At 41.8% G+C, this 23,427-nt stretch carries 25 protein-coding genes; all 25 read right to left on the minus strand.

Annotated features, from left to right (window positions below; translation table 11 throughout):
- Positions 1 to 2 precede the first annotated feature (2 nt).
- Entirely contained in the window at positions 3 to 425 is a 423-nt protein-coding gene (fliL, locus tag KXD37_RS11235; RefSeq protein ID WP_024121403.1) for a flagellar basal body-associated protein FliL, read from the minus strand.
- Complete coding sequence (locus KXD37_RS11240; protein ID WP_010334253.1) at positions 422 to 637, minus strand: flagellar FlbD family protein; 216 nt, start codon at positions 635 to 637, stop codon at positions 422 to 424. The genes fliL and KXD37_RS11240 overlap by 4 nt, the downstream gene beginning before the upstream one ends.
- 39 nt (positions 638 to 676) lie before the next feature.
- On the minus strand, positions 677 to 1,471 hold the full coding sequence (gene flgG / locus KXD37_RS11245) for a flagellar basal body rod protein FlgG (protein WP_024121402.1): 795 nt from the start codon (positions 1,469 to 1,471) through the stop codon (positions 677 to 679).
- A gap of 21 nt (positions 1,472 to 1,492) precedes the next feature.
- Positions 1,493 to 1,918, minus strand: a complete 426-nt coding sequence (gene flgD / locus KXD37_RS11250) for a flagellar hook assembly protein FlgD (RefSeq protein WP_024121401.1) — start codon at positions 1,916 to 1,918, stop codon at positions 1,493 to 1,495.
- A complete protein-coding gene (locus tag KXD37_RS11255) occupies positions 1,915 to 3,381 on the minus strand; it encodes a flagellar hook-length control protein FliK (RefSeq protein WP_106020701.1) in 1,467 nt (488 codons plus the stop codon). Before KXD37_RS11255 ends, flgD begins: the two co-directional genes overlap by 4 nt.
- An 11-nt stretch (positions 3,382 to 3,392) precedes the next feature.
- On the minus strand, positions 3,393 to 4,007 hold the full coding sequence (locus KXD37_RS11260; RefSeq protein WP_024121399.1) for a MotE family protein: 615 nt from the start codon (positions 4,005 to 4,007) through the stop codon (positions 3,393 to 3,395).
- Positions 4,008 to 4,018: 11 nt separating this feature from the next.
- Entirely contained in the window at positions 4,019 to 4,462 is a 444-nt protein-coding gene (gene fliJ / locus KXD37_RS11265; RefSeq protein WP_010334249.1) for a flagellar export protein FliJ, read from the minus strand.
- 3 nt (positions 4,463 to 4,465) lie between these two features.
- Complete coding sequence (gene fliI / locus KXD37_RS11270; protein ID WP_095713837.1) at positions 4,466 to 5,782, minus strand: flagellar protein export ATPase FliI; 1,317 nt, start codon at positions 5,780 to 5,782, stop codon at positions 4,466 to 4,468.
- Positions 5,779 to 6,531: a flagellar assembly protein FliH gene (gene fliH / locus KXD37_RS11275; protein ID WP_106020699.1), complete on the minus strand. Its 753-nt coding sequence runs from the start codon at positions 6,529 to 6,531 to the stop codon at positions 5,779 to 5,781. The genes fliI and fliH overlap by 4 nt, the downstream gene beginning before the upstream one ends.
- On the minus strand, positions 6,524 to 7,540 hold the full coding sequence (gene fliG, locus KXD37_RS11280; protein WP_003231981.1) for a flagellar motor switch protein FliG: 1,017 nt from the start codon (positions 7,538 to 7,540) through the stop codon (positions 6,524 to 6,526). The genes fliH and fliG overlap by 8 nt, the downstream gene beginning before the upstream one ends.
- Before the next feature lie 12 nt (positions 7,541 to 7,552).
- Entirely contained in the window at positions 7,553 to 9,163 is a 1,611-nt protein-coding gene (gene fliF / locus KXD37_RS11285; protein ID WP_024121396.1) for a flagellar basal-body MS-ring/collar protein FliF, read from the minus strand.
- Between the two features lie 45 nt (positions 9,164 to 9,208).
- Positions 9,209 to 9,529 (minus strand): flagellar hook-basal body complex protein FliE, encoded by a 321-nt coding sequence (gene fliE, locus KXD37_RS11290; protein WP_024121395.1) that lies wholly within the window; start codon positions 9,527 to 9,529, stop codon positions 9,209 to 9,211.
- A gap of 10 nt (positions 9,530 to 9,539) precedes the next feature.
- Positions 9,540 to 9,992: a flagellar basal body rod protein FlgC gene (gene flgC / locus KXD37_RS11295; protein ID WP_044155899.1), complete on the minus strand. Its 453-nt coding sequence runs from the start codon at positions 9,990 to 9,992 to the stop codon at positions 9,540 to 9,542.
- On the minus strand, positions 9,992 to 10,381 hold the full coding sequence (flgB, locus tag KXD37_RS11300) for a flagellar basal body rod protein FlgB (RefSeq protein ID WP_010334244.1): 390 nt from the start codon (positions 10,379 to 10,381) through the stop codon (positions 9,992 to 9,994). The genes flgC and flgB overlap by 1 nt, the downstream gene beginning before the upstream one ends.
- A gap of 379 nt (positions 10,382 to 10,760) precedes the next feature.
- Positions 10,761 to 11,540, minus strand: a complete 780-nt coding sequence (gene codY, locus KXD37_RS11305; protein WP_003220850.1) for a GTP-sensing pleiotropic transcriptional regulator CodY — start codon at positions 11,538 to 11,540, stop codon at positions 10,761 to 10,763.
- A 38-nt stretch (positions 11,541 to 11,578) separates the two neighbouring features.
- Complete coding sequence (gene hslU / locus KXD37_RS11310; RefSeq protein ID WP_024121393.1) at positions 11,579 to 12,982, minus strand: HslU--HslV peptidase ATPase subunit; 1,404 nt, start codon at positions 12,980 to 12,982, stop codon at positions 11,579 to 11,581.
- 16 nt (positions 12,983 to 12,998) lie between these two features.
- Complete coding sequence (clpQ, locus tag KXD37_RS11315; protein ID WP_014663962.1) at positions 12,999 to 13,544, minus strand: ATP-dependent protease subunit ClpQ; 546 nt, start codon at positions 13,542 to 13,544, stop codon at positions 12,999 to 13,001.
- Positions 13,545 to 13,556: 12 nt separating this feature from the next.
- Positions 13,557 to 14,471 carry a tyrosine recombinase XerC gene (gene xerC / locus KXD37_RS11320; protein WP_106020696.1) on the minus strand — a complete coding sequence of 305 codons (915 nt, stop codon included), beginning with the start codon at positions 14,469 to 14,471 and terminating at the stop codon, positions 13,557 to 13,559.
- A gap of 67 nt (positions 14,472 to 14,538) precedes the next feature.
- Positions 14,539 to 15,846, minus strand: coding sequence for an FADH(2)-oxidizing methylenetetrahydrofolate--tRNA-(uracil(54)-C(5))-methyltransferase TrmFO (trmFO, locus tag KXD37_RS11325; RefSeq protein WP_151175024.1), 1,308 nt, complete (start codon positions 15,844 to 15,846; stop codon positions 14,539 to 14,541).
- A gap of 75 nt (positions 15,847 to 15,921) precedes the next feature.
- Complete coding sequence (topA, locus tag KXD37_RS11330) at positions 15,922 to 17,997, minus strand: type I DNA topoisomerase (RefSeq protein ID WP_188323729.1); 2,076 nt, start codon at positions 17,995 to 17,997, stop codon at positions 15,922 to 15,924.
- Positions 17,998 to 18,187: 190 nt separating this feature from the next.
- Complete coding sequence (dprA, locus tag KXD37_RS11335) at positions 18,188 to 19,087, minus strand: DNA-processing protein DprA (RefSeq protein ID WP_188323728.1); 900 nt, start codon at positions 19,085 to 19,087, stop codon at positions 18,188 to 18,190.
- 60 nt (positions 19,088 to 19,147) lie between these two features.
- The gene (gene sucD, locus KXD37_RS11340; protein ID WP_024121388.1) at positions 19,148 to 20,050 is read right to left on the minus strand and encodes a succinate--CoA ligase subunit alpha; all 903 of its coding nucleotides are present in this window, start codon (positions 20,048 to 20,050) and stop codon (positions 19,148 to 19,150) included.
- A 28-nt stretch (positions 20,051 to 20,078) separates the two neighbouring features.
- Positions 20,079 to 21,236, minus strand: a complete 1,158-nt coding sequence (sucC, locus tag KXD37_RS11345) for an ADP-forming succinate--CoA ligase subunit beta (protein ID WP_003238568.1) — start codon at positions 21,234 to 21,236, stop codon at positions 20,079 to 20,081.
- A gap of 173 nt (positions 21,237 to 21,409) precedes the next feature.
- Positions 21,410 to 21,691, minus strand: a complete 282-nt coding sequence (locus tag KXD37_RS11350) for a FlhB-like flagellar biosynthesis protein (RefSeq protein WP_095713833.1) — start codon at positions 21,689 to 21,691, stop codon at positions 21,410 to 21,412.
- Positions 21,688 to 23,418 carry a hypothetical protein gene (locus tag KXD37_RS11355; RefSeq protein ID WP_188323727.1) on the minus strand — a complete coding sequence of 577 codons (1,731 nt, stop codon included), beginning with the start codon at positions 23,416 to 23,418 and terminating at the stop codon, positions 21,688 to 21,690. The genes KXD37_RS11350 and KXD37_RS11355 overlap by 4 nt, the downstream gene beginning before the upstream one ends.
- Positions 23,419 to 23,427 lie beyond the last annotated feature (9 nt).

Consider the following 23,427-nt stretch of genomic DNA (forward strand, 5'->3'; position numbering starts at 1 on the left):
CTTTATTGCAGATTAAAAGAGGTAATATACACTTTTTCTACTTTTCCTTCTTGGAGGTAGCTATTTACTTTATCTTTTAGTTCCTTCTTAAAGGTTTCTTTTCCCTTGTCTCCCTCAATCTCATCAGCATTCGTATCAGCCAGCAGTGATATAACAGCATCTTTCACTTGAAAATCACGTTTTTCAAGCTCTTCTTTTGATTTATCAGAGTCAGTTTCAAGTTTAATCGCTAAGCGAATAATGTTATCGGACTTTAAATTCGTTGTGATTTCTGCTACATCAACAGAAGATGCAACGATTTCATCAATACTTCGTTTTGCCTCACTTTTTTCGGACTTTCCGCCTAAAACAAAATAAGCCGCCGCCCCGAGAGCACCAATTACGATAAGAATAATTAGTAAAATGATCAATAATTTTTTCTTCATTCCGGTTCCTCTATTCCATGGTCCATTGAAAATATTTGTATTTTTTGATAGAAAGACACAATCTTCTCCAGAACAGCTTCTTCATCTTCTTTTACTACAAACTTCTTACCGTTCGACAGTGTGATTGTAGTATCCGGAAAGCATTCAATCTGTTCAATAAATAACGCATTCAGCGTAAAGGGCTGCCCATTTAAACGGGTTACTTTAATCATAAAACAGCGGAGAAGCGATTACTCGCCTCCCCTCCCTCCTTAACGTTTAAGGTTAACCAGCTCTTGAAGGATTTCATCCGATGTTGTAATAATCTTGGAGTTTGATTGGAACCCGCGCTGAGCAACAATCATTTCAGTAAACTCGTCTGTTAAATCAACGTTAGACATTTCTATAAATCCTGACTTCAAGGCACCTGTACCGCCATCACCAGGCTGATTAGCTGCACTAGCAGTTCCAGAGTTCAAAGATTCACGATACAAGTTGCTTCCGATTTTATCTAAACCGTCACTGTTTGCAAAAGTAACAATCCCGATCTGACCGCCATCTTGTGGTTTACCGCCAGCATCAACAATTGACACTTTTCCATCAGATCCGATACTAAAGCTTTGAGCATCTAGAGGAATTTTTATTGTTCCTCCCGTCATATTTAACACATGGTAGCCGTCACCAGTCACCAATGTTCCAGTATTATCTAAATAGAAGTTTCCGGCTCTTGTGTAAGCCGTTCCATCACCTGTATCGATTTGAAAATAACCGTCTCCGTCAATCGCTAAATCAAGCGTTCTTCCTGTGCTTTGTGTCGCGCTTGTTGAATGGATGGTATCAATTGTGCCAGATGATGAACCTAAACCGATCTGCTTAGAGTTTGTTCCGCCGATTGTTGCACCAGCAGCAGAACCGCCGGCAATCGTTTGACTCACCATATCTTTAAAGGTAACCCGGCTCTTTTTGAATCCCACTGTATTTACGTTGGCAATATTATTGCCGATAACATCAAGTTTTGTTTGAAAGTTTTTCATACCGCTGATTCCAGAATAAAGTGAACGTAACATAATATATTCCCCCAGATGTTTTTATTTAGAAGATTGTCCCACAGACATGACATTCGCCGGACTGATCTCAGTCCCATCATCAAGAACAAGATAATAATTTCCTTTAGAATGTTTAACAGAGCTTACTGTGCCTGTTTTATCTGTTGCACTTTTACCATCAGTCCAAGATACTTCTTTTCCCATCCAATCAACATACGTTGTAAACGGATCTTGGTTTTCAACGAATTTAGTCATCGTCGTATTCAGATTCATCATCTGTTCCAGGCTTGAAAAAGTCGCCATCTGGCTGATAAATTCTTTGTCATCAACCGGATTAAGCGGATCTTGGTTTTGGACTTGAGTCATTAATATTTTTAAAAACTCGTCTTTTCCCAGGCTGCTGTTGCTTGCAGCGGCAGTGCTGCTTGTTTTTTCAGGCAATTTATATTCTGAGCTTATTGATGTCATTCTTCTTCCTCCAATTCAACCATTGACACTTCATCAAGCAAGTCGCCAAACTCGTTTGATTGCTTTTTCTGTCTTTGCTGCTTCTGTCCCTCTTGCTGCTGTTTCTGTTCATCAGCAAGCTGGCCATATATCGGCTGGTCTCCGCTTTGAATCGGCAATGTAAAACGGTCTACTTGGACAGCCATATTCGGCAGTGATTGCTTCAGCTGAGGCAAATGTTGTTCGAGCAGCTCTTTTGCAGATTGGCTGGATGCAATGATTTTACTCTGGAACATTCCATTTTCATTTGTCAGCTTAATTGTGACAAATCCTAAATGTTCAGGGTTCAGCCGAATTGTAAAACTGCCGGTTGACCTCCCAAAGGGTGTATATTTCATCTGCTTCCATGCACTGATCACTTGATCAGCAACCGTTTTCGTTTCGGCTGCATGCAAATCAGATGAGAGCTGCAAATCAAGTGTCTGAACTCCTCCGGTGCTCCGGTAGCCTGAAAACATCATTTGAATTCCTGACTTACTATCTATAGGCTGAATACTTACAGAGGAATCTGCCGCACTTTTATTACCTGACGTCAGAGTGTCCGGCGAAAGGGCACGTTTTCCGACCTCTAGTGACGATTCGGATGATTTCGATAACAAGAAAGCTTTCAGCTGACTTTCAGCTATATTCCATTCCTTCGTCCCTTTTTGAGGAAGCACTGACATCTGTTCCATTAAGCTTTGAAAACTTTTCAGCTCTGACTTTGACATCGTATAAAGCTTTGAACTTGACTCGTCTTTTGTAAATATCTGCTGTTTAAGATCCTGAATAAGCTGTTCCGATATGCCCTTTTTATCTAATGCCGAAAGAAATTCATCTCCATTTTTGTAGACAGTATGGGCTTGATGATCACGGTCAGTCATTTTATTTCCTTCTAAAAGCTGACTGATAAGCATTTGGATATGAATAAGCGTTTTATCATCTTCTGCTGATGCCTCATTTTCCTGAACTTCTTGCTCTCTGTCAGACTTGAGTTCATCAGTAGCGGCATCACCAGCTGAATTCTTTGCAGTCAGAGCAGTTTTCTCTTCAGAAATGGTTTTGTCTGCAAGTATTTGCCCCATGTACAGTTGATCAGTTACGTCAGCCAATTTTAATTCAACTGCTTGCAGCAGATTCTGTAACATTTGCTGAGCGGATTCATCCAGCTGCTTTCCTGTTAGTTTACTTAACGTTTGCAGAAGATCGGCTTTTTCCTTGTCTTGATTTTCAGGAGTTGCATTTAGCCAATCACTGATCTTTTTACATGCATCTTTTAAAAGCTGATCGTCAGTCAGAGTCCCATTTCCTTGTGATGAAGGTTCTTTCGAGCCGGCTTCAGACATAAGCCAATTTTGAAAAACTCCCTGGCTATTTTTGATTGTTTTAGCAGCTGTCCCTGCTGTAGTTTGCAGCCGAGGTCCGGCTAATTCAAGCAGCTTCACCTTTATTCCCCCTATTCTTGGCTGGCAGCAATTTTTTCTGTATATGTTGCCGCTTGCTCAGGAGTCATTTTTGCCAAAATTTCAGCAAGCTGCTTTTTGCTCAGTCCATTCAATATTTTCAGCGCTTCTTTCTCCTTTAATTGGGCAATGATTTTGGCAGCCTTTCCGCTGTCCATGCTTTTATAAACACTGATGACTTTATCATCAGAAGCTTTATCAGAACTTGATGAATCTTCTGTGTTATCCTTCGGTGTCTTTTTTTGGTCTTCCGCTGTTTTTTCAAGAGAACGAATCTTTTGATTCAGCCTGTCTATTTCAGATTTGCTTGTATCCAAATCCTTATTCAATATACTGATCTCACTTTTTTGATCCTTAATGGTTTTTTCCAGAGCCGCCGTATTACTGTTATTCTTAGCTGTTGATGATGTATCTTTTTTATCTTCGGTCTCAGGAACCAATTCTTTAAGAACTGGCGTTTTGGCTGCAGCTTCCTGTATCGGCTTTAAGACATTGACACCAGCCGCCCAGAGAACAATCCCCCCTGCTATAAGCAGAAATATCAGCGGAAGGATAATGATCAGCAAAACCGATCGGAACTTACCTGATTCTTTCTTTTTGCCGGACATTACATTCGCTCCTAATGGCCTTGAATCATAAACTGCTTGATCGAAATATCGTCCATTTCTTTCATCTCTGCAGCTTTGTCTTCAAGAGCAAACATTTTAAACTGTTTTTCACGCATCTTTTCAAACTTCTTCACTTCAATATTTTTTTCTGTTAACACTTCTTGCTTTTGGTTCATTTGATTCCTTTTCATAATGACGAGCTTTTGGTAGTGATAAATGGTGTTTTCAAGATTTGAGACAAATTGCTGATAATGCCTCATCTCTTGAACGCTCATCCCGCTTTTCAGTTTGTTTTCTTTATTTTGCTCAAGCAATTCCTTTTTGCTCATATTCTCATATAGTTTCTCCGCTACAGTTTCAAATTCAGAAACTGATTGCTGATACTCAGACAAAGACTGGTCTTTTTCGTTCTCTTTTAGTTCCAGCAGCTTTTGGAATCTAAATTGATAGGCCACGTTCTATTCCTCATTTCCTGTCAAACTAGTTAATGCAGCAATGCTTTCTTCCAATGATGCTGATTCTTCTGTTCCCTGCTTCAGAAATTGAATAAGCTGCGGATAAAATTGTATCGCCTCATCAATTTCTCTTGAGGACCCTCTTTTGTAAGCTCCAATATTAATGAGATCTTCAGAATTTTGATACGTTGATAAAAGTTCACGGAATTTATTCGCTGCGTCTAAGTGCTGTTTTGTCGAGATGTTTGACATCACCCTGCTGATGCTTTTTAACACATTGACGGCAGGAAACTGGCCTTTATTAGCAAGAGCCCTGTCTAACACAATGTGTCCGTCTAAGATTCCGCGAACAGTATCAGCAATAGGCTCATTCATGTCATCCCCGTCGACTAACACTGTATAAAACGCTGTGATTGTTCCATGTTCATTTGCACCTGTTCTCTCTAGTAAACGAGGTAAAATAGCGAACACAGAGGGTGTATATCCTTTTGTCGTCGGGGGCTCTCCAGCGGCAAGTCCGATCTCCCTCTGAGCCATCGCCACCCTTGTGACAGAATCCATCATAAACATGACATTTTGCCCTTTATCACGAAAGTACTCAGCAATGGCTGTCGCCGTATAAGCGGCTTTCAACCTCGTTAATGCAGGCTGGTCTGAGGTAGCAACAACTACAATTGACCGCTTCAGACCCTCTGCTCCCAAGTCTTTTTCAATAAACTCCCGAACCTCTCGACCGCGTTCTCCGACGAGTGCAATTACGTTCAAATCAGCTTCGGTCTGTTTAGCGATCATTCCCATTAATGTGCTTTTCCCGACGCCGCTTCCTGCGAAAATACCAATCCGCTGGCCTTTTCCGACAGTCAGCAGACTGTCAATAGACCTGACTCCAACACCCATTTTTTCCCGGATAGGCGGGCGTTTCATCGGGTTAGGAGGTGATTGCTCCGTCGATACAGGCGAAAGTCCTTTCGGCAAAAGTTTTCCGTCGAGCGGTTCGCCAAACGCATCAATGACTTGTCCGATCAGACCGGCTCCTACCTTTACACGAAGAGATTCACCGGTGGCTTCAACAATGCTCCCGGGGGCAATGCTAGCGGCCTCTAAATAGGGCATTAACAAAATATTTTCTTCCTGAAATCCAACAACTTCAGCTTTGATGACTTTTCCTGATTGACCTTTTGCATAAATCAGGCACAGGTCGCCTATTGAGCTTGCCGGCCCCTTTGATTCGATCATCAGGCCGATCACCCGTTTCACTTTTCCATAACGCTTATACGAGTCTGTCATTTCTATGCAATCTATCAGACTCTGTGTCTTCATTGATCCGCACCTGCTTCCAGTGCTGTAAGGAGCTTATGCTTCAGTTGCACCAGCTGGGTATCAATGCTTGCATCCACTCTTCCAAAAGGAGTTTCTATATAGCATGATCCTTTTTCAGCTTTTTCATCGGCGTATAAACCCAGCCGGCATTCTTTGTAAAGAAGCTGCTGGATTTCGTCTTTATGCTGAAAAACTGTTTCATAGTAATAAGGGTCCACATATATTGATATATCGTCATATTCCTTTACTTCGTTTACCACCTGTTTCACAAGCAGGATAAAGGCCTCTTTATCATCAGATTTTTGCTGCCATACTTTTTTAGCTAACGCAACGGCAAGCTCAACGATTTCTCCGGAGGCATCTTCAAGCTTATCCTCTACAGCTTTTCTGGACATCTCTGTTATGCTGTTTGCCTGATCGATCAGCTCAGCATACTGTTGCAAGGCTTCAGCTCTCCCTAATGCCACACCTTGTTCGAAACCATCTGTTTTCGCTTCTTCAATAAGCTGCTGTTTTTCAGCCGCCCAATCATTTTTTTCCTTTTCAATTTGACGGCGGATGTCTTCCATCTGGCTGTTCGCTCGCTCGGAAATCCGATCAGCTTCTTCTTTGATCCGGGCCATTAACGCTTCCGGATTTTCTTCAGTCTGTAAAAGATGTGAATGATCGATCCGAACCTCTTGTAAAGAAAGCTTTCTTCTTTCCTGCTGTGGGGAAAAAGATGATTCTTGTTTAATGATATTAGACAATAATATCGTCTCCTCCGCCTCTTGCTATAACAATTTCACCGGCTTCTTCAAGCTTTCTGACGATGCTTACAATTCTTGATTGAGCCTCTTCTACATCCTTCAAACGTACAGGGCCCATAAATTCCATTTCTTCTTTGAATGTTTCAACCATACGCTGTGACATATTGTTGAATACAATTTCTTTGACTTCCTCGCTTGCCACCTTTAATGAAAGGAGCAGATCGTCGTTTTCAACATCGCGTATAACCCGCTGAATTGCTCGGTTATCAAGGGTAACAATATCCTCAAAGACAAACATCCGCTTCTTGATTTCTTCAGCAAGATCAGGATCCTGAATTTCTAAGGAATCCAATATCGTCTTTTCTGTTCCTCTGTCTACACCGTTTAACACTTCAACAACAGCTTCGATTCCGCCGGTTTGTGTATAATCCTGAGTAAATGCGGAGGATAATTTCTGTTCCAGAATCCGTTCTACTTCATTAATAATTTCAGGTGACGTTCTGTCCATTACCGCAATCCTTCTTGCGACTTCTGCCTGTACCTCAGGATTCAGCTCGGATAAAATTTGTCCGGCCTGCACAGGGTCAAGGTAAGACAAGATTAAAGCCATCGTTTGCGGATGCTCTTGTTGGATAAAATTTAAAATTTGTTCAGGCTCTGCTTTTCTGGCAAAGTCAAATGGTTTAACTTGCAGAGAAGAAGTCAGCCTGTTTAGTATGTTTTCAGCCTTATCTTCTCCCAGCGCCTTCTCAAGAACTTGTCTGGCATAGCTTAATCCGCCCTGAGAAATATAATCCTGGGCAATCGCTATATTATGAAATTCCTCTATAATTTCATCCTTTTTTTGATGATCGACACTTCTAACTCCTGATATTTCAAGGGTAAGCCTTTCAATTTCTTCATCGGTTAAATGCTTATATACAGAAGCTGACACATCTAAACCTAAGGAAATCATGAGAATGGCTGCTTTTTGTTTTCCTGTAAGCTTGTCTTGATCACGTCTCGCCATTTCTAATCCCTCCTAATCCTCGGCCAGCCAGCTTCTCAGCAGTTTTGCAAAGTCTTCAGGCTTATCTTTCGCCATCTTTTCAAGCTGTTTTCGTCTGACTGTTTCCTCTGTTTCATTTTCCTCTTCATTAATATCAGGCAAATTGATAGGCTCCTGAGGCACTTCGTACGTGTATTCCTCAAATTCATCCTCTTGAACGCGTTTCTTTCTGATAAACATAATGATCAGAATGATGATAACTGCGATCAATACGCCCCCTACGATATATACCCACATTGGGATACCGGAGGATTTTTCTGTATCAGTATCCAGACTTACTTTTCCGTCAAAAGGCTGAACGGAGACAACAATTTTATTATTGATATCTTCATCAGAAAGGTTCTGGTTCTGTGTTTCATCCTTATCCAATGATGTTCTGACAACAGTTGAAAGGATTTTTTGTATATCATCCTGTCTTTCAGTTGATAGCGACGCTGTGTTTTTGGCATCAGGCGGCTCTACCATTACTTGAATCCCTAAATCCCTTACCTTATAAGGGCTTTCAGCTATTTCTTTATGGATTCGATTAACCTCGTAATTGATTTTATTACTGCTTTTTTCGTAGTTCCCACTTTCGGTATTTTCACCGTCAGCTTGATAGTTTGTTACATCTTCATCACCGGTTCCGGCAGTTCCGCCATTAGCTGCGCCGTCTCCCTGATATGTTTCCGATACTTTTTCAGCACTGACCGCGATGCCTTCCATGTTTTCTTTGTCAACAGGCTCGACGATGTCTTCTGTGCGATTTTCTTTTGTAAAGTCAATATCAGCCGTGACAGAAACAACAACTTTGTCCTGCCCCATCATCGTTCCAAGCAATGACTGAACATGTTTTTGAATGTCTTTTTCAACTTGGGATTTAACTCCCTGCTGCGAAGAATAACTATCAGCGTAGGACCCTGAACCGCTGTCTGTTTTGTCATAGTATGTAGAGTTCTGGTCCATGATGACGATGTTATCTTCTTTTAAGTTCGGCACACTTTTTGATACCAGATGATATAATCCGTTGATCTGGCTTTGGTCCAGAGTGTAGCCAGGCTGAGTCTGCAGGACGATTGAAGCAGATGCTGCTGATTGCTCTTCACCGACAAAGACAGCGTCTTTCGGAAGGTTAATCATTACTTTTGAATTTTTGATACCGTCCATTTCATTAATCAGATTGGATAGTTCCGTTTGTGTGGCTTTGACTTTCACCATATCAAATTCATTATCTGTTAAACCAAAGCCGGCGTTCTGTCCAAAAAATGAGTAATCAATTGATCCGGTTTTAGGAAGCCCTTCTGCCGCCAGCTGAACTTTCAGTGAATCAACCTGATCTTCCGGAACCTTAATGACCGTACCGCCATTTGAAAGTTCGCTAGGCACTTTTTTCGCATCCAATTCCTCTTTGATCTGTCCGGCTTCTTCAGCTGACAAATCTTTGTACAGCGGCGCCATTTTCTGATTAGAAGAAAAAATACTGATAATAATGGCAAGAATGATAATTGCCGCTAAAGCACTAATCATTAAAACCTTTTGTAATTTAGATCTATTTTTCCAAAACTCACTCGTTTTGTTTTTCATTTGCATTAGAGTACGATTCATGTTAACCCCCGGTCATTCCACTCTTTCTCTTTCTCGTCAGACCCCCTACATTTGCATTCTCATAATCTCCTGATATGCTTCCACAGCTTTGTTGCGGAACTCAGTTGCAGCAGTCAGAGAGATGCTTGCTTTTTGAGCGGCGATCATGACCTCATCAAGATTCACATCTTTTCCTGCAGCCAAGGCATTAGTCATATTGTCAGAAGCTACTTGGGACTCATTTAACGAACTTATAGAGTTTTTTAAAAGCTCCGAAAAGCTTGTTTGATTTGAAGAGTCTGTTTTTTGGCTATTGTTTAATTGATTTGTTGCATTTTGAGTGTTTTGAGTATTTTGAACCTGAAAAGGAGAAATTGCATTGATCACATTCATCACCTTACTTTCCGATTTCTAGAGCCTTCATCAGCATTCCCTTTGAGGCATTCATCGCTGTGACATTGGCCTCATATGATCTCGTACTGCTGACAAGGTCTACCATTTCTTTTAATGGATCAACATTCGGCTTTTGCACATATCCTTCAGCGTTTGCATCAGGGTCAGTCGGATCATAGACCAGATTAAAATCAGAGTTATCTTCAGTGATTTTTGTAACCTTTACCCCATTTCCGACATTGCCGCTTCCGCTCATTTTAGAATTCAAAATCGACGAGAACGATTCACCTTTTGACTGAAGCGAAACCATTTTCCTTCTGTAAGGCACCCACTCACCGTTTACCTGCTTGGCTCTTGTCGTATCCATATTCGCCAAGTTAGACGATACAACATCCATTCTGAGGCGCTGAGCTGTTAAAGCTGATGCTGAAACATTTAAGCTTTGAAAAGCTGTCATTATTTTCCTCCTGTTAGCACGGTCTTCAGAGAATTGAATTTGCCGTTCATTCTTTCAACTAAAGCTTGATAGTTAATCTGATTTTCAGCTAGTTCTGTCATCTCTTTGTCAACGTCAACGTTATTTCCGTTTTGCTGATAAGATGTATCTCCGCTCGTTACAATTGAATAATTTGAATCAGCATCAGAAAAATCAACATGCCGATAGTCCGTTTTTATAGATTCGAGACGAGAGGATTCTTGATCTAATAAATTTTGGAAAGAGACTTTTTTTGCCTTATAGTTCGGTGTATCTATATTAGCAATATTATTAGTTATGACTTTTTGCTTAATATTCGCTCTGCCCAAGGCATTTTCAAGATTTTGTATCGTTCCAGAAAATAAGCTCAAATCCACTTACCTCCATTTCAGTTTTTTTCACCCTCAATATCCTTGTCGAGATTTGTAAAACCATATGCTTATTGTAAGAAATAACAGGCATAAAGTCTATGAAGTTCGTGTAAAAAAATGTCCTCATATATATCTATTTTACAACTAGGTACATAGTCCTAGATTATTTGAACTACGTTTTTTACATTGATATAAGGCTGAAAATAGCTGAATTTCTGTATTTTCCCCATTTATTTCGTCATTTTTCTGTTTTTATGAAGAAAATAATAAACTTTATTAAAATTATTACAAAGAAAGACTTTTCGCCCAGGAAATAAAGCTTATTGATTTCCTTTATTTGAATAAAAAAAGAACCCCTTTTAAGAGGTTCTTCTATTCATTAATGGGATTTCAGATTTTCTAATTCAATCAGGAATTTGTTGTTGAGCACTTTAATATAAGTACCCTTCATTCCTAATGATCTTGACTCAATTACACCGGCGCTTTCAAGCTTTCTGAGTGCGTTAACAATAACTGAGCGGGTAATGCCGACACGGTCTGCAATCTTACTTGCAACAAGGAGACCTTCGTTTCCGTCAAGCTCTTCAAAGATGTGTTCAATTGCTTCAAGCTCACTATAAGAAAGAGAGCTGATTGCCATTTGTACTACTGCTTTGCTTCTTGCTTCTTCTTCAATTTCTTCTGCTTTTTCTCTCAGAATTTCCATTCCGACAACTGTAGCGCCGTATTCAGCAAGTATTAAATCATCATCATTAAATTGATCCTGTAAACGTGAAAGAATGAGTGTACCTAATCTTTCTCCGCCTCCGATGATCGGCACAATTGTTGTTAAACCAGCTTGGAACAAGTCTCTGTTTTCAACAGGGAAAGCAGTATACTCACTGTTGATATCCAGGTTAGAAGATGTTTCAGGGACGTTGAACAGATTCTTCGTATATTCCTCTGGGAATTGGCGATCTTCAAGCATTTTTTTCATACGGTCATTTTCAATTTGCTGGTTGATAGAGTAGCCGAGCAGTTTTCCTCTGCGGCTCACAACGAAAATATTGGAATCAATTACATCCCGAAGCGTTTCCGCCATTTCTTTAAAGTTAACCGGTTTCCCTGCCGCAGCTTGCAGCATGGAGTTAATAATTCTTGTTTTTTGTAATAAAGCCATGATAAATGATCCTCCTAAACATTCCTCTTATTAAATTTTCACAATATAAATTGACTTAAATCTTTGTTTTTAGCTATCGTTCCGAGCTTTTCTTCCACATACTGCGGTGTAATCGTTATGTTCTCCATTGTTACATCCGGAGCTTCAAAAGAGAGATCTTCTAACAGACGTTCGAGTATTGTATGAAGGCGTCTCGCACCGATATTATCTGTTTCCTGGTTCACATGATAGGCGACTTCAGCAATCTTATGAATAGCTTCGTCAGAAAATTCAAGAGATATACCCTCTGTCTGCAATAATGCCTGATATTGTTTCAAGAGCGCGTTATCGGGTTCAACTAAAATTCTCACGAAATCGTCAACCGTCAGTTTGCTCAGTTCTACACGAATTGGAAAACGCCCTTGCAGTTCAGGAATCAGATCAGACGGTTTGGCCATATGAAATGCTCCCGCTGCAATAAACAATACATGGTCTGTTTTAACAGAACCGTATTTAGTGACAACGGTAGAACCCTCAACGATTGGGAGAATATCACGCTGAACACCTTCTCTTGATACATCAGCTGAAGATGACGCGCCACCGTTTTTTGCAATCTTATCAATCTCGTCGATAAAGATAATTCCGCTCTCTTCTGCCCGATGGACAGCTTCCTGGCTGACTTCATCCATATCGATGAGTTTGCTTGCCTCTTCATTCGTCAGGACTTTTCTGGCTTCTCTGACTGTCATTTTACGGCGTTTCTTTTTCTTGGGCATCAATCCGCTCAGTGCATCCTGCATATTCATGCCCATCTGCTCCATACCCGAGCCCTGCAGCATGTCAAACATAGAAGGCTGCTGCTCTTCAACTTCTACAGTAACATAGTGGTCTTCAAGCTCTCCTAATGCCAGCTGATGAGCCATGCGTTTTCTTTTTTCTTCAATGTTTGCTTCTTCCTGGCTTTCCGTTTCGTCCTCGCCGTTTGGCTGGCTGCCGCCGAAAAACATTTCAAACGGGTTTTTAACGCCTGATTGTTTTTTCTTCCCTGGGACTAGCAGGCGAACAATGCGTTTGTTAGCATTTTCTTCTGCCTGCTCCTTCACTTCGTTGATTTTTTCTTCCTTTATAAGACGAACAGAAGTTTCCACAAGGTCTCTGACCATTGATTCAACGTCTCTGCCTACATAGCCGACTTCTGTAAATTTTGTTGCTTCAATTTTGATAAATGGCGCACCAGAAAGCTTAGCGATTCGTCTGGCAATTTCAGTTTTCCCTACCCCGGTAGGCCCCATCATTAAAATGTTTTTCGGAACGACCTCGTCTTTCAGCTTTTCATCCAGGAGACTTCTTCTATAGCGGTTTCTTAATGCCACGGCGACAGCTTTTTTCGCGTTTTGCTGACCGACGATGTATTGGTCTAACCGATCTACAATCTGTCTTGGTGTTAACGGTTTTTTTTCCATGCGCCTCAAGTCCTTTCTATTCAAGCTCTTCCAGTATGATTTGATCGTTCGTGTATACACAAATTTCGCCTGCTGTTTCCAGCGCAGCTCTAGCAATCTCACTTGCAGTCATGCTCTCCCCGGCATGCTTTTTCAGCGCTCTTCCGGCTGCCAAAGCGTAATTGCCGCCTGATCCAATTGCCAGAATGCCGTCATCCGGCTCGATAACCTCACCAGTTCCCGATACGAGAAGCAAGGTATCTTGATTCATAACGATCAGCATGGCTTCAAGCTTTCTAAGCACTTTGTCGCTTCGCCATTCCTTTGCAAGCTCAACAGCAGCCCGTTTTAAGTTGCCATTATATTCTTCAAGTTTCGCTTCGAACTTTTCGAATAGAGTGAAAGCGTCTGCAACAGATCCCGCAAATCCTGCGAGAACCTTGCCGTTAAACAGTTTTCTTACTTTTCTCGCAGTATGTTTCATTACAACAGCCTGACCAAATGTAACTTGACCGTCTCCGGACATTGCGCTTCGTCCCTTATGCTGTACTGCAAAGATTGTGGTCGCATGAAAAGATGACATAAAGGGCCTCCTTTAATTTTTCTTAAAAGCTCTTGGATGGTGAGACATATATGTGTTTCTCAACATTTCCTTCGAAACGTGCGTGTATATCTGTGTCGAAGACAGATTGGAATGCCCGAGCAGTTCTTGAACGCTCCTCAAATCTGCTCCTTCGTTTAATAGATGAGTGGCGAACGTATGTCGAAGCATATGCGGATGGATATGTAAAGTGCCGGACGCTTTTTTGACAAGCCCGCTTAAAATGTGCCTAATGCCTCGGGCTGTAAGCGGTCCGCCTCTTTGATTCACGAATAATTGATCATGAGGTTCTTTTGCTTTTTTCAGCAAGCACTGTCTTCCGCTATTCATATATAACTCCAACGCTTCGCGGGCGTAAGACCCAAAAGGGATATAACGCTGCTTCTTGCCTTTCCCGTGAACAAGCACTGTATCCATAAATAAATCAAGATCGTGAACACTTATGGAAGAGCATTCACTGACCCTCATTCCGGTGGCATAGAGAAGCTCTAATAGCGCTTGATCCCTCATGCCGGTCGGCTGGCTTATATCTGAAACTTCAAACAGTTCCTCAAGCTCTTTTTGATATAGAAACTTCGGTATCCGTTTCTCTTGTTTCGGCAGATGAACAAGCTGGAACGGGTTATCATCAACAAGCTTTTCTCGCATCAGAAATTTGTAAAAGCTTCTCAATGCAGAAATTTTTTTGCTGATTGTTCTTCTCGATAAACCTTTTTCATAGGCTTCGGTCAAAAAAATTCTAGTATCTTGATATGCAACTTCTTCAAATCCATTTATACCTTGAACGCGCAGGAAAGTCTCGAATTCTTCAATTGAATCCACATAATTCACAATAGTATATTGTGAATAATTTTTTTCAATTTGTAAATATTCAACGAATAACTTTACGAAATTCTTAACATTCTCCATGCCAAATACCTCCCCAGGAAGGGCTTTTAAATGGTATCACAAATCGCGATCAAGTTGCAATCAATACCTATATTGTTTTCGAAATTGTTTGAATTGTCTCGATCGCCCGATTTGCGTACTGTTCATTACGCTCTTTTTTATTTTTAATTTTAACAGGCAAATCTTTCAAAAGCCCAAAGTTTGCATTCATCGGCTGGAAGTTCTTCTGGTTTGTTGTTGTAATATAGTGAGCCATACTGCCTATTGCTGTTTCCTGAGGAAAAGTGACAAGCTCTTCTCCTAAAACAAGTTTAGCCGCATTAATACCTGCTACAAGCCCAGAAGCAGCCGATTCCACATATCCTTCTACTCCCGTCATTTGTCCTGCGAAGAACAAATCGTTCCGTTTTTTAAATTGGTAAGTCGGCTTTAACAAGCTTGGAGAATTAATGAATGTATTTCTGTGCATAACACCGTATCTGACGATTTCCACATTTTCAAGTCCGGGAATCAATTTGAGGACTTCCTTTTGGTCTCCCCATTTTAAATGAGTTTGGAATCCTACAATATTATAGAGAGTTCCCGCCGCATCATCCTGTCTGAGCTGAACGACTGCATATGGACGTTTTCCGGTAACAGGATGCTCTAATCCCACTGGCTTCATCGGTCCGAAAAGCATTGTTTTCTTTCCTCGTTTTGCCATTACTTCAATCGGCATGCAGCCCTCAAAGAAAATCTCTTTTTCAAACTCTTTTAACGGCACAGTTTCCGCTGATGTCAAAGCTTCATGAAAACGGTCAAACTCTTCTTCTGTCATCGGACAGTTTAGATAAGCCGCTTCTCCTTTGTCATAACGGGATTTCAAATACACTTTATCCATATCAAGGCTTTCTTTCTCTACGATAGGCGCAGCTGCATCATAGAAGTATAAATAGTCCTCTCCAGTAAGCTCTTTTAACTGTGCAGACAATGATTCTGAAGTTAACGGACCAGTTGCGATAATCGTTGGTCCTTCAGGTATTTCTGTTACTTCTTCATTAACGACGGTAACATTGGGATGGTTTTTCACCCGGTTTGTCACACTTGCCGCAAATTCATGCCGGTCTACCGCGAGTGCGCCGCCGGCAGGCACTGAGCATTCGTCAGCCGCAGCAATAATTGCTGAATCAAGCGCACGCATTTCTTCTTTTAGTACACCTACAGCGTTAGCAAGTGTATTGGAGCGTAAAGAGTTGCTGCATACCAGTTCTGCAAATTTATCAGTATGATGGGCAGGCGTCTGTTTGACTGGGCGCATTTCATATAATCTGACTTGAATCCCCCGTTTGGCAAGCTGCCACGCCGCTTCACTGCCTGCGAGTCCGGCTCCGATTACATTCACTGTTTGTTGGTTCATCTTTCACATCTCCTAGTTTATTATTCATTGCTTTCTTTTAACACACAAAGAAGGTGAGCAAGACCCTGCTCACCGCTACTTCTGTGGTTCTTCCTTATAATCGCATTCCACGCATTGGACTTGTATGCCTTTTTTGAGCTTTTTCTCAACAAGCATTTTTCCGCATTTCGGACATTTTCGTTCAATTGGTTTGTCCCAGGAAACGAATTCACAGTCCGGATAACGGTCACAGCCGTAAAAAATCCGTTTCTTTTTCGATTTTCGTTCAACAATATTTCCTTCTCCGCAGCTCGGACACTTCACACCGATTTGTTTGACAATCGGCTTTGTATTCCGGCAATCGGGGAAATTGGAGCAAGCTAAGAATTTACCGTATCGGCCCATTTTATACACCATAGGAGAACTGCACAATTCACAATCTTCTCCGGCATATTCTGGTTCAATTTCTACTTCCTTCATTTCTGATTCGGCTTTTTTCACACGCTTTTCAAAATCGGTATAGAAGTTATCAATAATCTGTACCCATTCTATATTGCCTTCCTCAACATTATCAAGGTCTTTTTCCATTTTTGCCGTAAACTCAACGTTAATGATTTCAGGGAAAAATTCCATGATCAGCTCAAGCACGATCTGCCCTAATTCTGTGGGAACAAATCGTTTATTATCCAAACCAACGTACCCGCGCCGCTGAATCGTATCAAGCGTCGGAGCATAAGTGGAAGGACGGCCGATCCCGAGTTCTTCAAGCGTTTTAACCAAACGGGCCTCAGTATAGCGCGGAGGCGGCTGGGTAAAATGCTGTTCCGGTTCTATGTCCTTAGATAAAACAGTGTCTCCCTCTTGCAAGTCAGGCAGCATCCGGTCTTTTTCTTCCAATTGATCGTCTTTGCCTTCAACATACACTTTCATAAAGCCGGAAAACTTGACTTTACTTCCGTTTGCACGAAAAGTCAAACCGTTGTTTGTCAAATCAACACTCATTGTATCTAAGACAGCAGATGCCATTTGGCTGGCAACAAAACGTTCCCAAATTAATTTATACAGTCTCAGCTGATCTCTGCCAAGGACTGCTTTTAATTCGCTTGGTTTTCTGAGAACCGACGTCGGGCGGATCGCTTCGTGGGCATCCTGAGCATTTTCATTCTTTTTAGCGGGCTTTCTTTTGCCGCCTAAGTACTCTTTTCCGTACGTTTGATCAATAAACGCTGCCGCTTCATCAACTGCTGTATTGGAAATGCGGGTTGAATCCGTTCTCATATATGTGATCAGACCGACAGTTCCTTCTTTTCCAAGATCAATTCCTTCATATAATTGCTGCGCAATCATCATCGTTTTCTTCGCTCTGAAATTGAGCTTACGCGCTGCTTCCTGCTGAAGGGTGGAAGTTGTAAATGGCAAGGCCGGATTACGTTTACGTTCCTTTTTAGTTACTTTTTCAACTGTATACTTATTGCCTTTGAGCTGAGAAAGTATGTCCTTTACATCCGCTTCACTCTTTAAAGGGAGTTTTTTGCCGTTTTTACCGAAAAAGCCCGCTTCAAACGTCTCCTGTCCTTTTAAGAACGTGCCGTCTATTGTCCAATATTCCTCTGGCTTAAAGTCGTTAATTTCCTTTTCACGATCAATAATTAAACGGAGGGCAACAGATTGAACACGGCCAGCGCTGAGTCCCTTTTTGACTTTTTTCCAAAGGATTGGGCTGATTTTATATCCGACGAGCCTGTCTAATATACGTCTCGCCTGCTGTGCATCCACCAAATCCATATTGATCATGCGGGGATGCTTAAATGATTCTTTAATTGCATCTTTCGTAATTTCGTTAAACACAACACGGCAGTCTGAATGAAGATCTAAATCAAGGCTGTGGGCCAAGTGCCATGCAATCGCTTCCCCTTCTCTGTCGGGGTCGGCTGCGAGATAAACTTTTTTAGCTTTTTTGGCAGCCGTTTTCAGCTCTTTTAGTACCGGACCTTTACCTCGAATGGTTATATATTTCGGTTCGAAATTTTGTTCTATGTCAACTCCCATTTGACTTTTTGGAAGATCCCGGACATGTCCCATTGATGCTTTCACTTTATATTTTTTACCTAAGTAACGTTCAATCGTTTTCGCCTTAGCGGGCGATTCCACGATGACTAGATAATCAGACATTTTCATCCCCCTCAAGAGGTGTTCTCTCTCTTCAAGTATTTCAAATTTTATTTTATATTTGCAGCTGTCTTTATTTGGCTTTCAACATTTCATTCTTTATGATGAACGTCATTATTTAAATAGAAAACAATATGCAACTTTAAATCCTCACTATTATTAAATATTACAATGCTGTTTGTCAAACGATAATTCAAAAGGGTTCCGTATATTGAACGTTTTTCTCAGGAAGCTCTGCATAAATATCCTCTGCTGACCATATGGCTTTAGCCCCCTCTTGAATCAATTTTATAGGACCTCCGGCGTAAGGATCAAATACAGAACCGGGTACGGCAAATACTTCTCTCCCTTGTTCCAGCGCTTGGTATGCGGTAATCAAAGAACCGCTTTTTTCTTTGCCCTGCACAACAATAATGCCCTCACTTAACCCGCTGATGATACGGTTTCTCATAGGGAAATGCCATTTTTGGGGTTTGGTTTCAGGTGGATGCTCTGACAGAACAAGATGGTGTTTAGCCATGTGTTCTGCTAATTGAAGATTTTCTCGAGGATAAATGTTCTGAAATCCGCCTGCGATGACTCCGATTGTCCGCCCCTTCGCCTTAATACTTGCAGCATGGGACAATCCGTCAATCCCAGACGCCAGCCCGCTGACAATCACCCACTTTTTATGGCAAAGCTCTATTGTAAGATGATTGACAACCCGGATTCCATAGGCTGTCGGATGTCTCGTACCTACAATTCCTATTTTTCTCCCTTGAGAAAGAAGGGATATATCACCTTTTGCAAACAGCACGGGAGGCGGATCATAAATGGTTTTCAGCCAGAATGGATATTGATCTGAGGATATTGGGATGACTTTAATGCCTTGCTGTTGATATACAGAGAGTAAATGCTGAAGTTTTGGATACTGTTCTTCTATTTTATTTTTTAGTGCCGCAGCCTTTACTTTGCCGCGCGAAGCTGTTTCTAATGCACATGAAGGATTTGACAGTGACAATGACGGATCAGCTTTCCACCATTTTAATAGAAGAGACGGGGATAGTAATTGGTTGATTCTGCAAGTGATTAAACAGGCAGCGGCCTGATCCAATATGAGAACCTCCTTTTAACAGCAAAAGCAGGAACAGCCAAGATGGCTGTCCCTTCTCTATTAATGAGTTTTGCACGTTTCAAATAAATTCTTTTCTTTCAACACTTTAATTAATGTTTCTCCCATGACAGAAGGTGTCTCTGCAACTTCGATTCCGCATTCATTAAGTGTTTTGATTTTTTCATCAGCCGTGCCTTTTCCGCCGGAAATGATGGCGCCTGCATGCCCCATGCGCTTCCCTGGAGGTGCTGTTTTACCGCCAATGAATCCGACTACCGGTTTTGTCATGTTGGCTTTTACCCACTCAGCAGCTTCCTCTTCAGCTGTGCCGCCGATTTCGCCGATCATGATGACAGCGTGTGTTTCAGGATCTTCGTTAAACGCTTTTAAAACGTCAATGAAGTTGGTTCCATTTACAGGATCGCCGCCGATCCCAACGGCTGTAGACTGTCCTACACCCGCTTCTGACAGCTGATGTACTGCTTCGTATGTTAATGTTCCTGAACGCGAAACAACGCCTACATGACCCTTTTTATGGATATATCCGGGCATAATGCCGATTTTACATTCATCAGGCGTGATGACGCCAGGACAGTTCGGTCCTATTAATCTCGTTTTCTTGCCTTCCATGAAGCGTTTCACTTTTACCATATCTAAAACCGGGATATGCTCTGTGATGCAAATGACCAGATCAAGCTCCGCATCTACCGCTTCCATAATTGCATCAGCTGCAAACGGTGCCGGAACATAGATAACAGACGCATTTGCGCCAGTCGTATGAACTGCATCAGCCACTGTATTAAATACAGGTACCCCTTCCACTTCAGTTCCGCCTTTTCCAGGTGTCACACCGCCCACGATATTTGTGCCGTATTCAAGCATCTGCTTCGTATGGAATAAAGCGGTAGAACCTGTAATCCCTTGTACAATAACTCTTGTATCTTTATTGATAAAAACACTCATTATTTGGTCCCCTGCCTTTCATTCTTTCCTATACTAAAGATACGATTTTCTGCGCGCCGTCAGCCATGGATTCCGCAGATGTAATATTTAATCCTGATTCACTAAGGATTTTCTTCCCTAGATCCACGTTTGTTCCTTCAAGACGGACGACAAGCGGCAATGTTAAACCGACTTGTCTTGTCGCTTCAACAACCCCTTCTGCGATGACATCACATTTCATAATGCCTCCGAAAATGTTGACGAAAATCCCTTTAACATTTTGATCAGAAAGAATGATTTTAAATGCTTCCGTGACTTTTTCTGCGGTTGCGCCGCCCCCGACATCAAGGAAGTTGGCCGGTTCTCCTCCATAATGTTTAATGATATCCATCGTGGACATTGCTAGTCCAGCGCCGTTTACCATGCATCCGATATTTCCATCAAGGGAAATGTAGCTCAGATCGTATTTAGACGCTTCAATTTCTTTTGGATCTTCTTCGTCCAAATCTCTGTATTCCATAATATCTTTTTGTCTGTATAATGCGTTGCTGTCAAAATTTAATTTCGCATCAAGCGCCATCACATTCCCGTCTCCAGTTACAACGAGAGGATTGATTTCGGCGATTGAGCAGTCTTTCTCAACAAACGCTTTGTATAGTCCAAGCATAAATTTAGCAGCTTTCCCCACAAGCTCTTTTGGAATATTGATAGCGAATGCAATTTCTCTAGCTTGATAGCCTTGGAGGCCAACAGCCGGATCAATGACAGCCTTTTTGATTTTTTCCGGTGTTTTCTCTGCTACTTCTTCAATTTCTGTTCCGCCTTCTTCAGAGGCCATCAGAACAATTCTTGAAGTGGCACGGTCAAGCACTAATCCCACATAGTATTCCTTTTTAATATCGCAGCCTTCTTCAATAAGTAAGCGTTTTATTACTTGCCCGTCCGGACCTGTCTGATGCGTAACGAGGGTCTTACCTAAAAGTTCTTCGGCATACGCTTTTACTTCGTCTAATGATTTTGCTATTTTTACCCCACCAGCTTTGCCTCGACCGCCAGCATGAATTTGAGCCTTTACGACATAAACTGAGCTGGATAAGCTCTTTGCTTTTTCAACTGCTTCTTCTGCTGTAAAAGCCACTTTACCTTCAGGAACAGATACCCCATATTTTCTGAGGACTTCTTTTCCCTGGTACTCATGGATATTCATTTCCCATCCTCCTAACTTATGTAACAAAACTAAAAATAGACTGCGCTTTCATTCTATATAATACTGGAAGAATTGTCTAGAGTTCGATGCAAAATCTTAAAATCCTTCTAAACATTCAAACTTTTATTTTATTAAAAACATAAATTTCAAGCGGAGAATGGGGAATATTTTAGCTATTTTTTATTTTTTACACTTTCGTCCAATCTGTAAATGAAAGAAAAAATCTCGGCTACTGTTTCATAAAGTGCTTCCGGGATCTGGTCATCTACAGTCAAATGGCGCATTAATTCGACAAGGGTCCGATCTTCTTGGATCGGGACCCCCGCCTTTTTAGCTTCTTTGATAATGTTGTCAGCAACATGGCCCTTCCCGGTTGCAATTACTCTTGGCGCCTTGTCTATTTTTTCGTCATAATGGAGAGCTATGGCTTTTCTTAAAGGCGTTTGCTCGTTCATATTTTCACATCCACTCCCTGATCACTGATGCTTGTTATGTATTGATCAATTGTAGCCTTTTCATCAGATTGAAGGCGTTTTTTAGCGTTAACTCCTGAAAGACTGTAGCCCATTTCTTTGAGCGATTGCTTGAGGGCGGGCACCATCGGATCGATTGCCGGCTGAAGTTCAAAGTCCGTCTCAATTGTAATCGTCATGACTTGCTGCTGTATCAGGCAGTCAACAACTGTTTCTTTTAACGTATCTAATTGCAGTAAAAACAAGAGCCGGCAATGGGAAGGATCGAGCTTTCCATCCGCTTCTTTTTGTCCTTTAAACAGAACAGTCATGTCCTGAACCCCCGATTTTGAAAACATCGGAAATGACATCACAATTTGGCTGTAGGAAGGATGATCCTGCTGCATGAGAAGCTGACCGTTTAATTTATGGAAGAGCTGATCCGCTTCCTGTTTGACAGGTTCCGCTAACTCATGTGACGCTCTGGCAGCATGAAGAGCCATCTTAACTGATTGAATATCATCGGGCAGCACTGCGGCACCTTGTTCAAACGCTTTAATAAAAGCAAGCTCATCTCGAGCGCCTATTGCCATTTTCACTTTGGATAAGAAGGAAAGAACATCTGCCTTATCCGCCAAATTAGGAGCTGTCTGCTGAACAGCCTTTAAAAACACTTCTGCTTCTTGATCCGTGACTTGCGCGGTCTGCAAAGCAGATGCTGCTGACTCAGGCTTATTTTGACTAGAGGAAACAACAGCCTTTATCCAATTCGCTGCTTCTTTTACGATTGGATTGCCGTTTTTATCCGCAGCTTCCGTCAGTGTGGCCAGCAGCCTTCCTGCCTCTTTCATTGGAATGTCTGAGACAGTTTTAGCGGCACCGTCTCGTGTGTTTCGCTGCTGCTCCTGCGGGTTTGCAGGCGCCCAGTCTGCCTTTCCTGCGGAGCCGTCTGCTGCGCTAAGCTCCCGGCTTCCAGCTGTACTGACTGAAGAGGCAGATCTGTTATGATCCGTTAACAAGATAAGCTTCTCGATAAGACGTTCTGCATGGACATCTGTTTCGCTATTAAAAAGTGCCGTAACGGCTTCTTTTAGCTTTGTCAGCGCCTGGCTCGTCTGAGGATTTTGATGAATAGCCTGAATCAGCTGAGATAAGTGCTGATGGAGCGGTACAGGCGATTTGACAGCATGAACTCCGCTCAAAACATCGGGGTGAACGGGAAGATCCCGCTTTAAGGCAAATAAAACTGTTTCGATGGCTTTTTTTGTGTCTGTCGCAGGCAGCGTGTCCATCCAGCGGACGGCTGTTTTGATATCATTTTCTGTGATGGGTGTTTTGCTTTTCAGCATTGCGCCTGCCAGCATAAGGGATGCGTTTGACGGCTTCACTGAAATAGCGTTCAGAAGCTTGCCCGCAGCATCCTGAATGGTTTTGGGATTTTGGTCAAAGCTTTGAACAACCTGGAGACGGCCTGTCTGTTCCGCTGTTTTTTTTTCGTAGGAAAACCAGTAATACGCCTGAGGACGAAGCTGGGTTTCAAGTTTGCCTTGAATCGTTTGATTCCCTACTTGGATCAGTGCATGCTGGTCCCCTAATAAACGAAGCACTTTTCCTAAAAGGAGACGCTTTACGGTATTTGATTCGTCGGGTGTATTTGATGTTTCCTGCGGAGCTGCAGTGTTTCCAAAAAGGTTTTTGAGCGCCTGCTGTACATCATTTCGTATGTTCATTTCAAAAGG

The sequence above is a fragment of the Bacillus sp. XT-2 genome, from assembly GCF_025696525.1.
Taxonomy (GTDB): Bacteria; Bacillota; Bacilli; order Bacillales; family Bacillaceae; genus Bacillus; species Bacillus halotolerans.

What these genes read in the sequence shown, in the direction of transcription:
- fliL (WP_024121403.1), bottom strand. Translation starts at nt 425, where the DNA reads ATGAAGAAAAAATTATTGATCATTTTACTAATTATTCTTATCGTAATT.
- KXD37_RS11240 (WP_010334253.1), bottom strand. Translation starts at nt 637, where the DNA reads ATGATTAAAGTAACCCGTTTAAATGGGCAGCCCTTTACGCTGAATGCG.
- flgG (WP_024121402.1), bottom strand. Translation starts at nt 1,471, where the DNA reads ATGTTACGTTCACTTTATTCTGGAATCAGCGGTATGAAAAACTTTCAA.
- flgD (WP_024121401.1), bottom strand. Translation starts at nt 1,918, where the DNA reads ATGACATCAATAAGCTCAGAATATAAATTGCCTGAAAAAACAAGCAGC.
- KXD37_RS11260 (WP_024121399.1), bottom strand. Translation starts at nt 4,007, where the DNA reads ATGTCCGGCAAAAAGAAAGAATCAGGTAAGTTCCGATCGGTTTTGCTG.
- fliI (WP_095713837.1), bottom strand. Translation starts at nt 5,782, where the DNA reads ATGAAGACACAGAGTCTGATAGATTGCATAGAAATGACAGACTCGTAT.
- fliG (WP_003231981.1), bottom strand. Translation starts at nt 7,540, where the DNA reads ATGGCGAGACGTGATCAAGACAAGCTTACAGGAAAACAAAAAGCAGCC.
- fliF (WP_024121396.1), bottom strand. Translation starts at nt 9,163, where the DNA reads ATGAATCGTACTCTAATGCAAATGAAAAACAAAACGAGTGAGTTTTGG.
- flgC (WP_044155899.1), bottom strand. Translation starts at nt 9,992, where the DNA reads ATGACAGCTTTTCAAAGCTTAAATGTTTCAGCATCAGCTTTAACAGCT.
- codY (WP_003220850.1), bottom strand. Translation starts at nt 11,540, where the DNA reads ATGGCTTTATTACAAAAAACAAGAATTATTAACTCCATGCTGCAAGCT.
- hslU (WP_024121393.1), bottom strand. Translation starts at nt 12,982, where the DNA reads ATGGAAAAAAAACCGTTAACACCAAGACAGATTGTAGATCGGTTAGAC.
- clpQ (WP_014663962.1), bottom strand. Translation starts at nt 13,544, where the DNA reads ATGTCATCTTTTCATGCGACCACAATCTTTGCAGTACAGCATAAGGGA.
- xerC (WP_106020696.1), bottom strand. Translation starts at nt 14,471, where the DNA reads ATGGAGAATGTTAAGAATTTCGTAAAGTTATTCGTTGAATATTTACAA.
- trmFO (WP_151175024.1), bottom strand. Translation starts at nt 15,846, where the DNA reads ATGAACCAACAAACAGTGAATGTAATCGGAGCCGGACTCGCAGGCAGT.
- topA (WP_188323729.1), bottom strand. Translation starts at nt 17,997, where the DNA reads ATGTCTGATTATCTAGTCATCGTGGAATCGCCCGCTAAGGCGAAAACG.
- sucD (WP_024121388.1), bottom strand. Translation starts at nt 20,050, where the DNA reads ATGAGTGTTTTTATCAATAAAGATACAAGAGTTATTGTACAAGGGATT.
- sucC (WP_003238568.1), bottom strand. Translation starts at nt 21,236, where the DNA reads ATGAATATCCATGAGTACCAGGGAAAAGAAGTCCTCAGAAAATATGGG.
- KXD37_RS11350 (WP_095713833.1), bottom strand. Translation starts at nt 21,691, where the DNA reads ATGAACGAGCAAACGCCTTTAAGAAAAGCCATAGCTCTCCATTATGAC.
- KXD37_RS11355 (WP_188323727.1), bottom strand. Translation starts at nt 23,418, where the DNA reads ATGAACATACGAAATGATGTACAGCAGGCGCTCAAAAACCTTTTTGGA.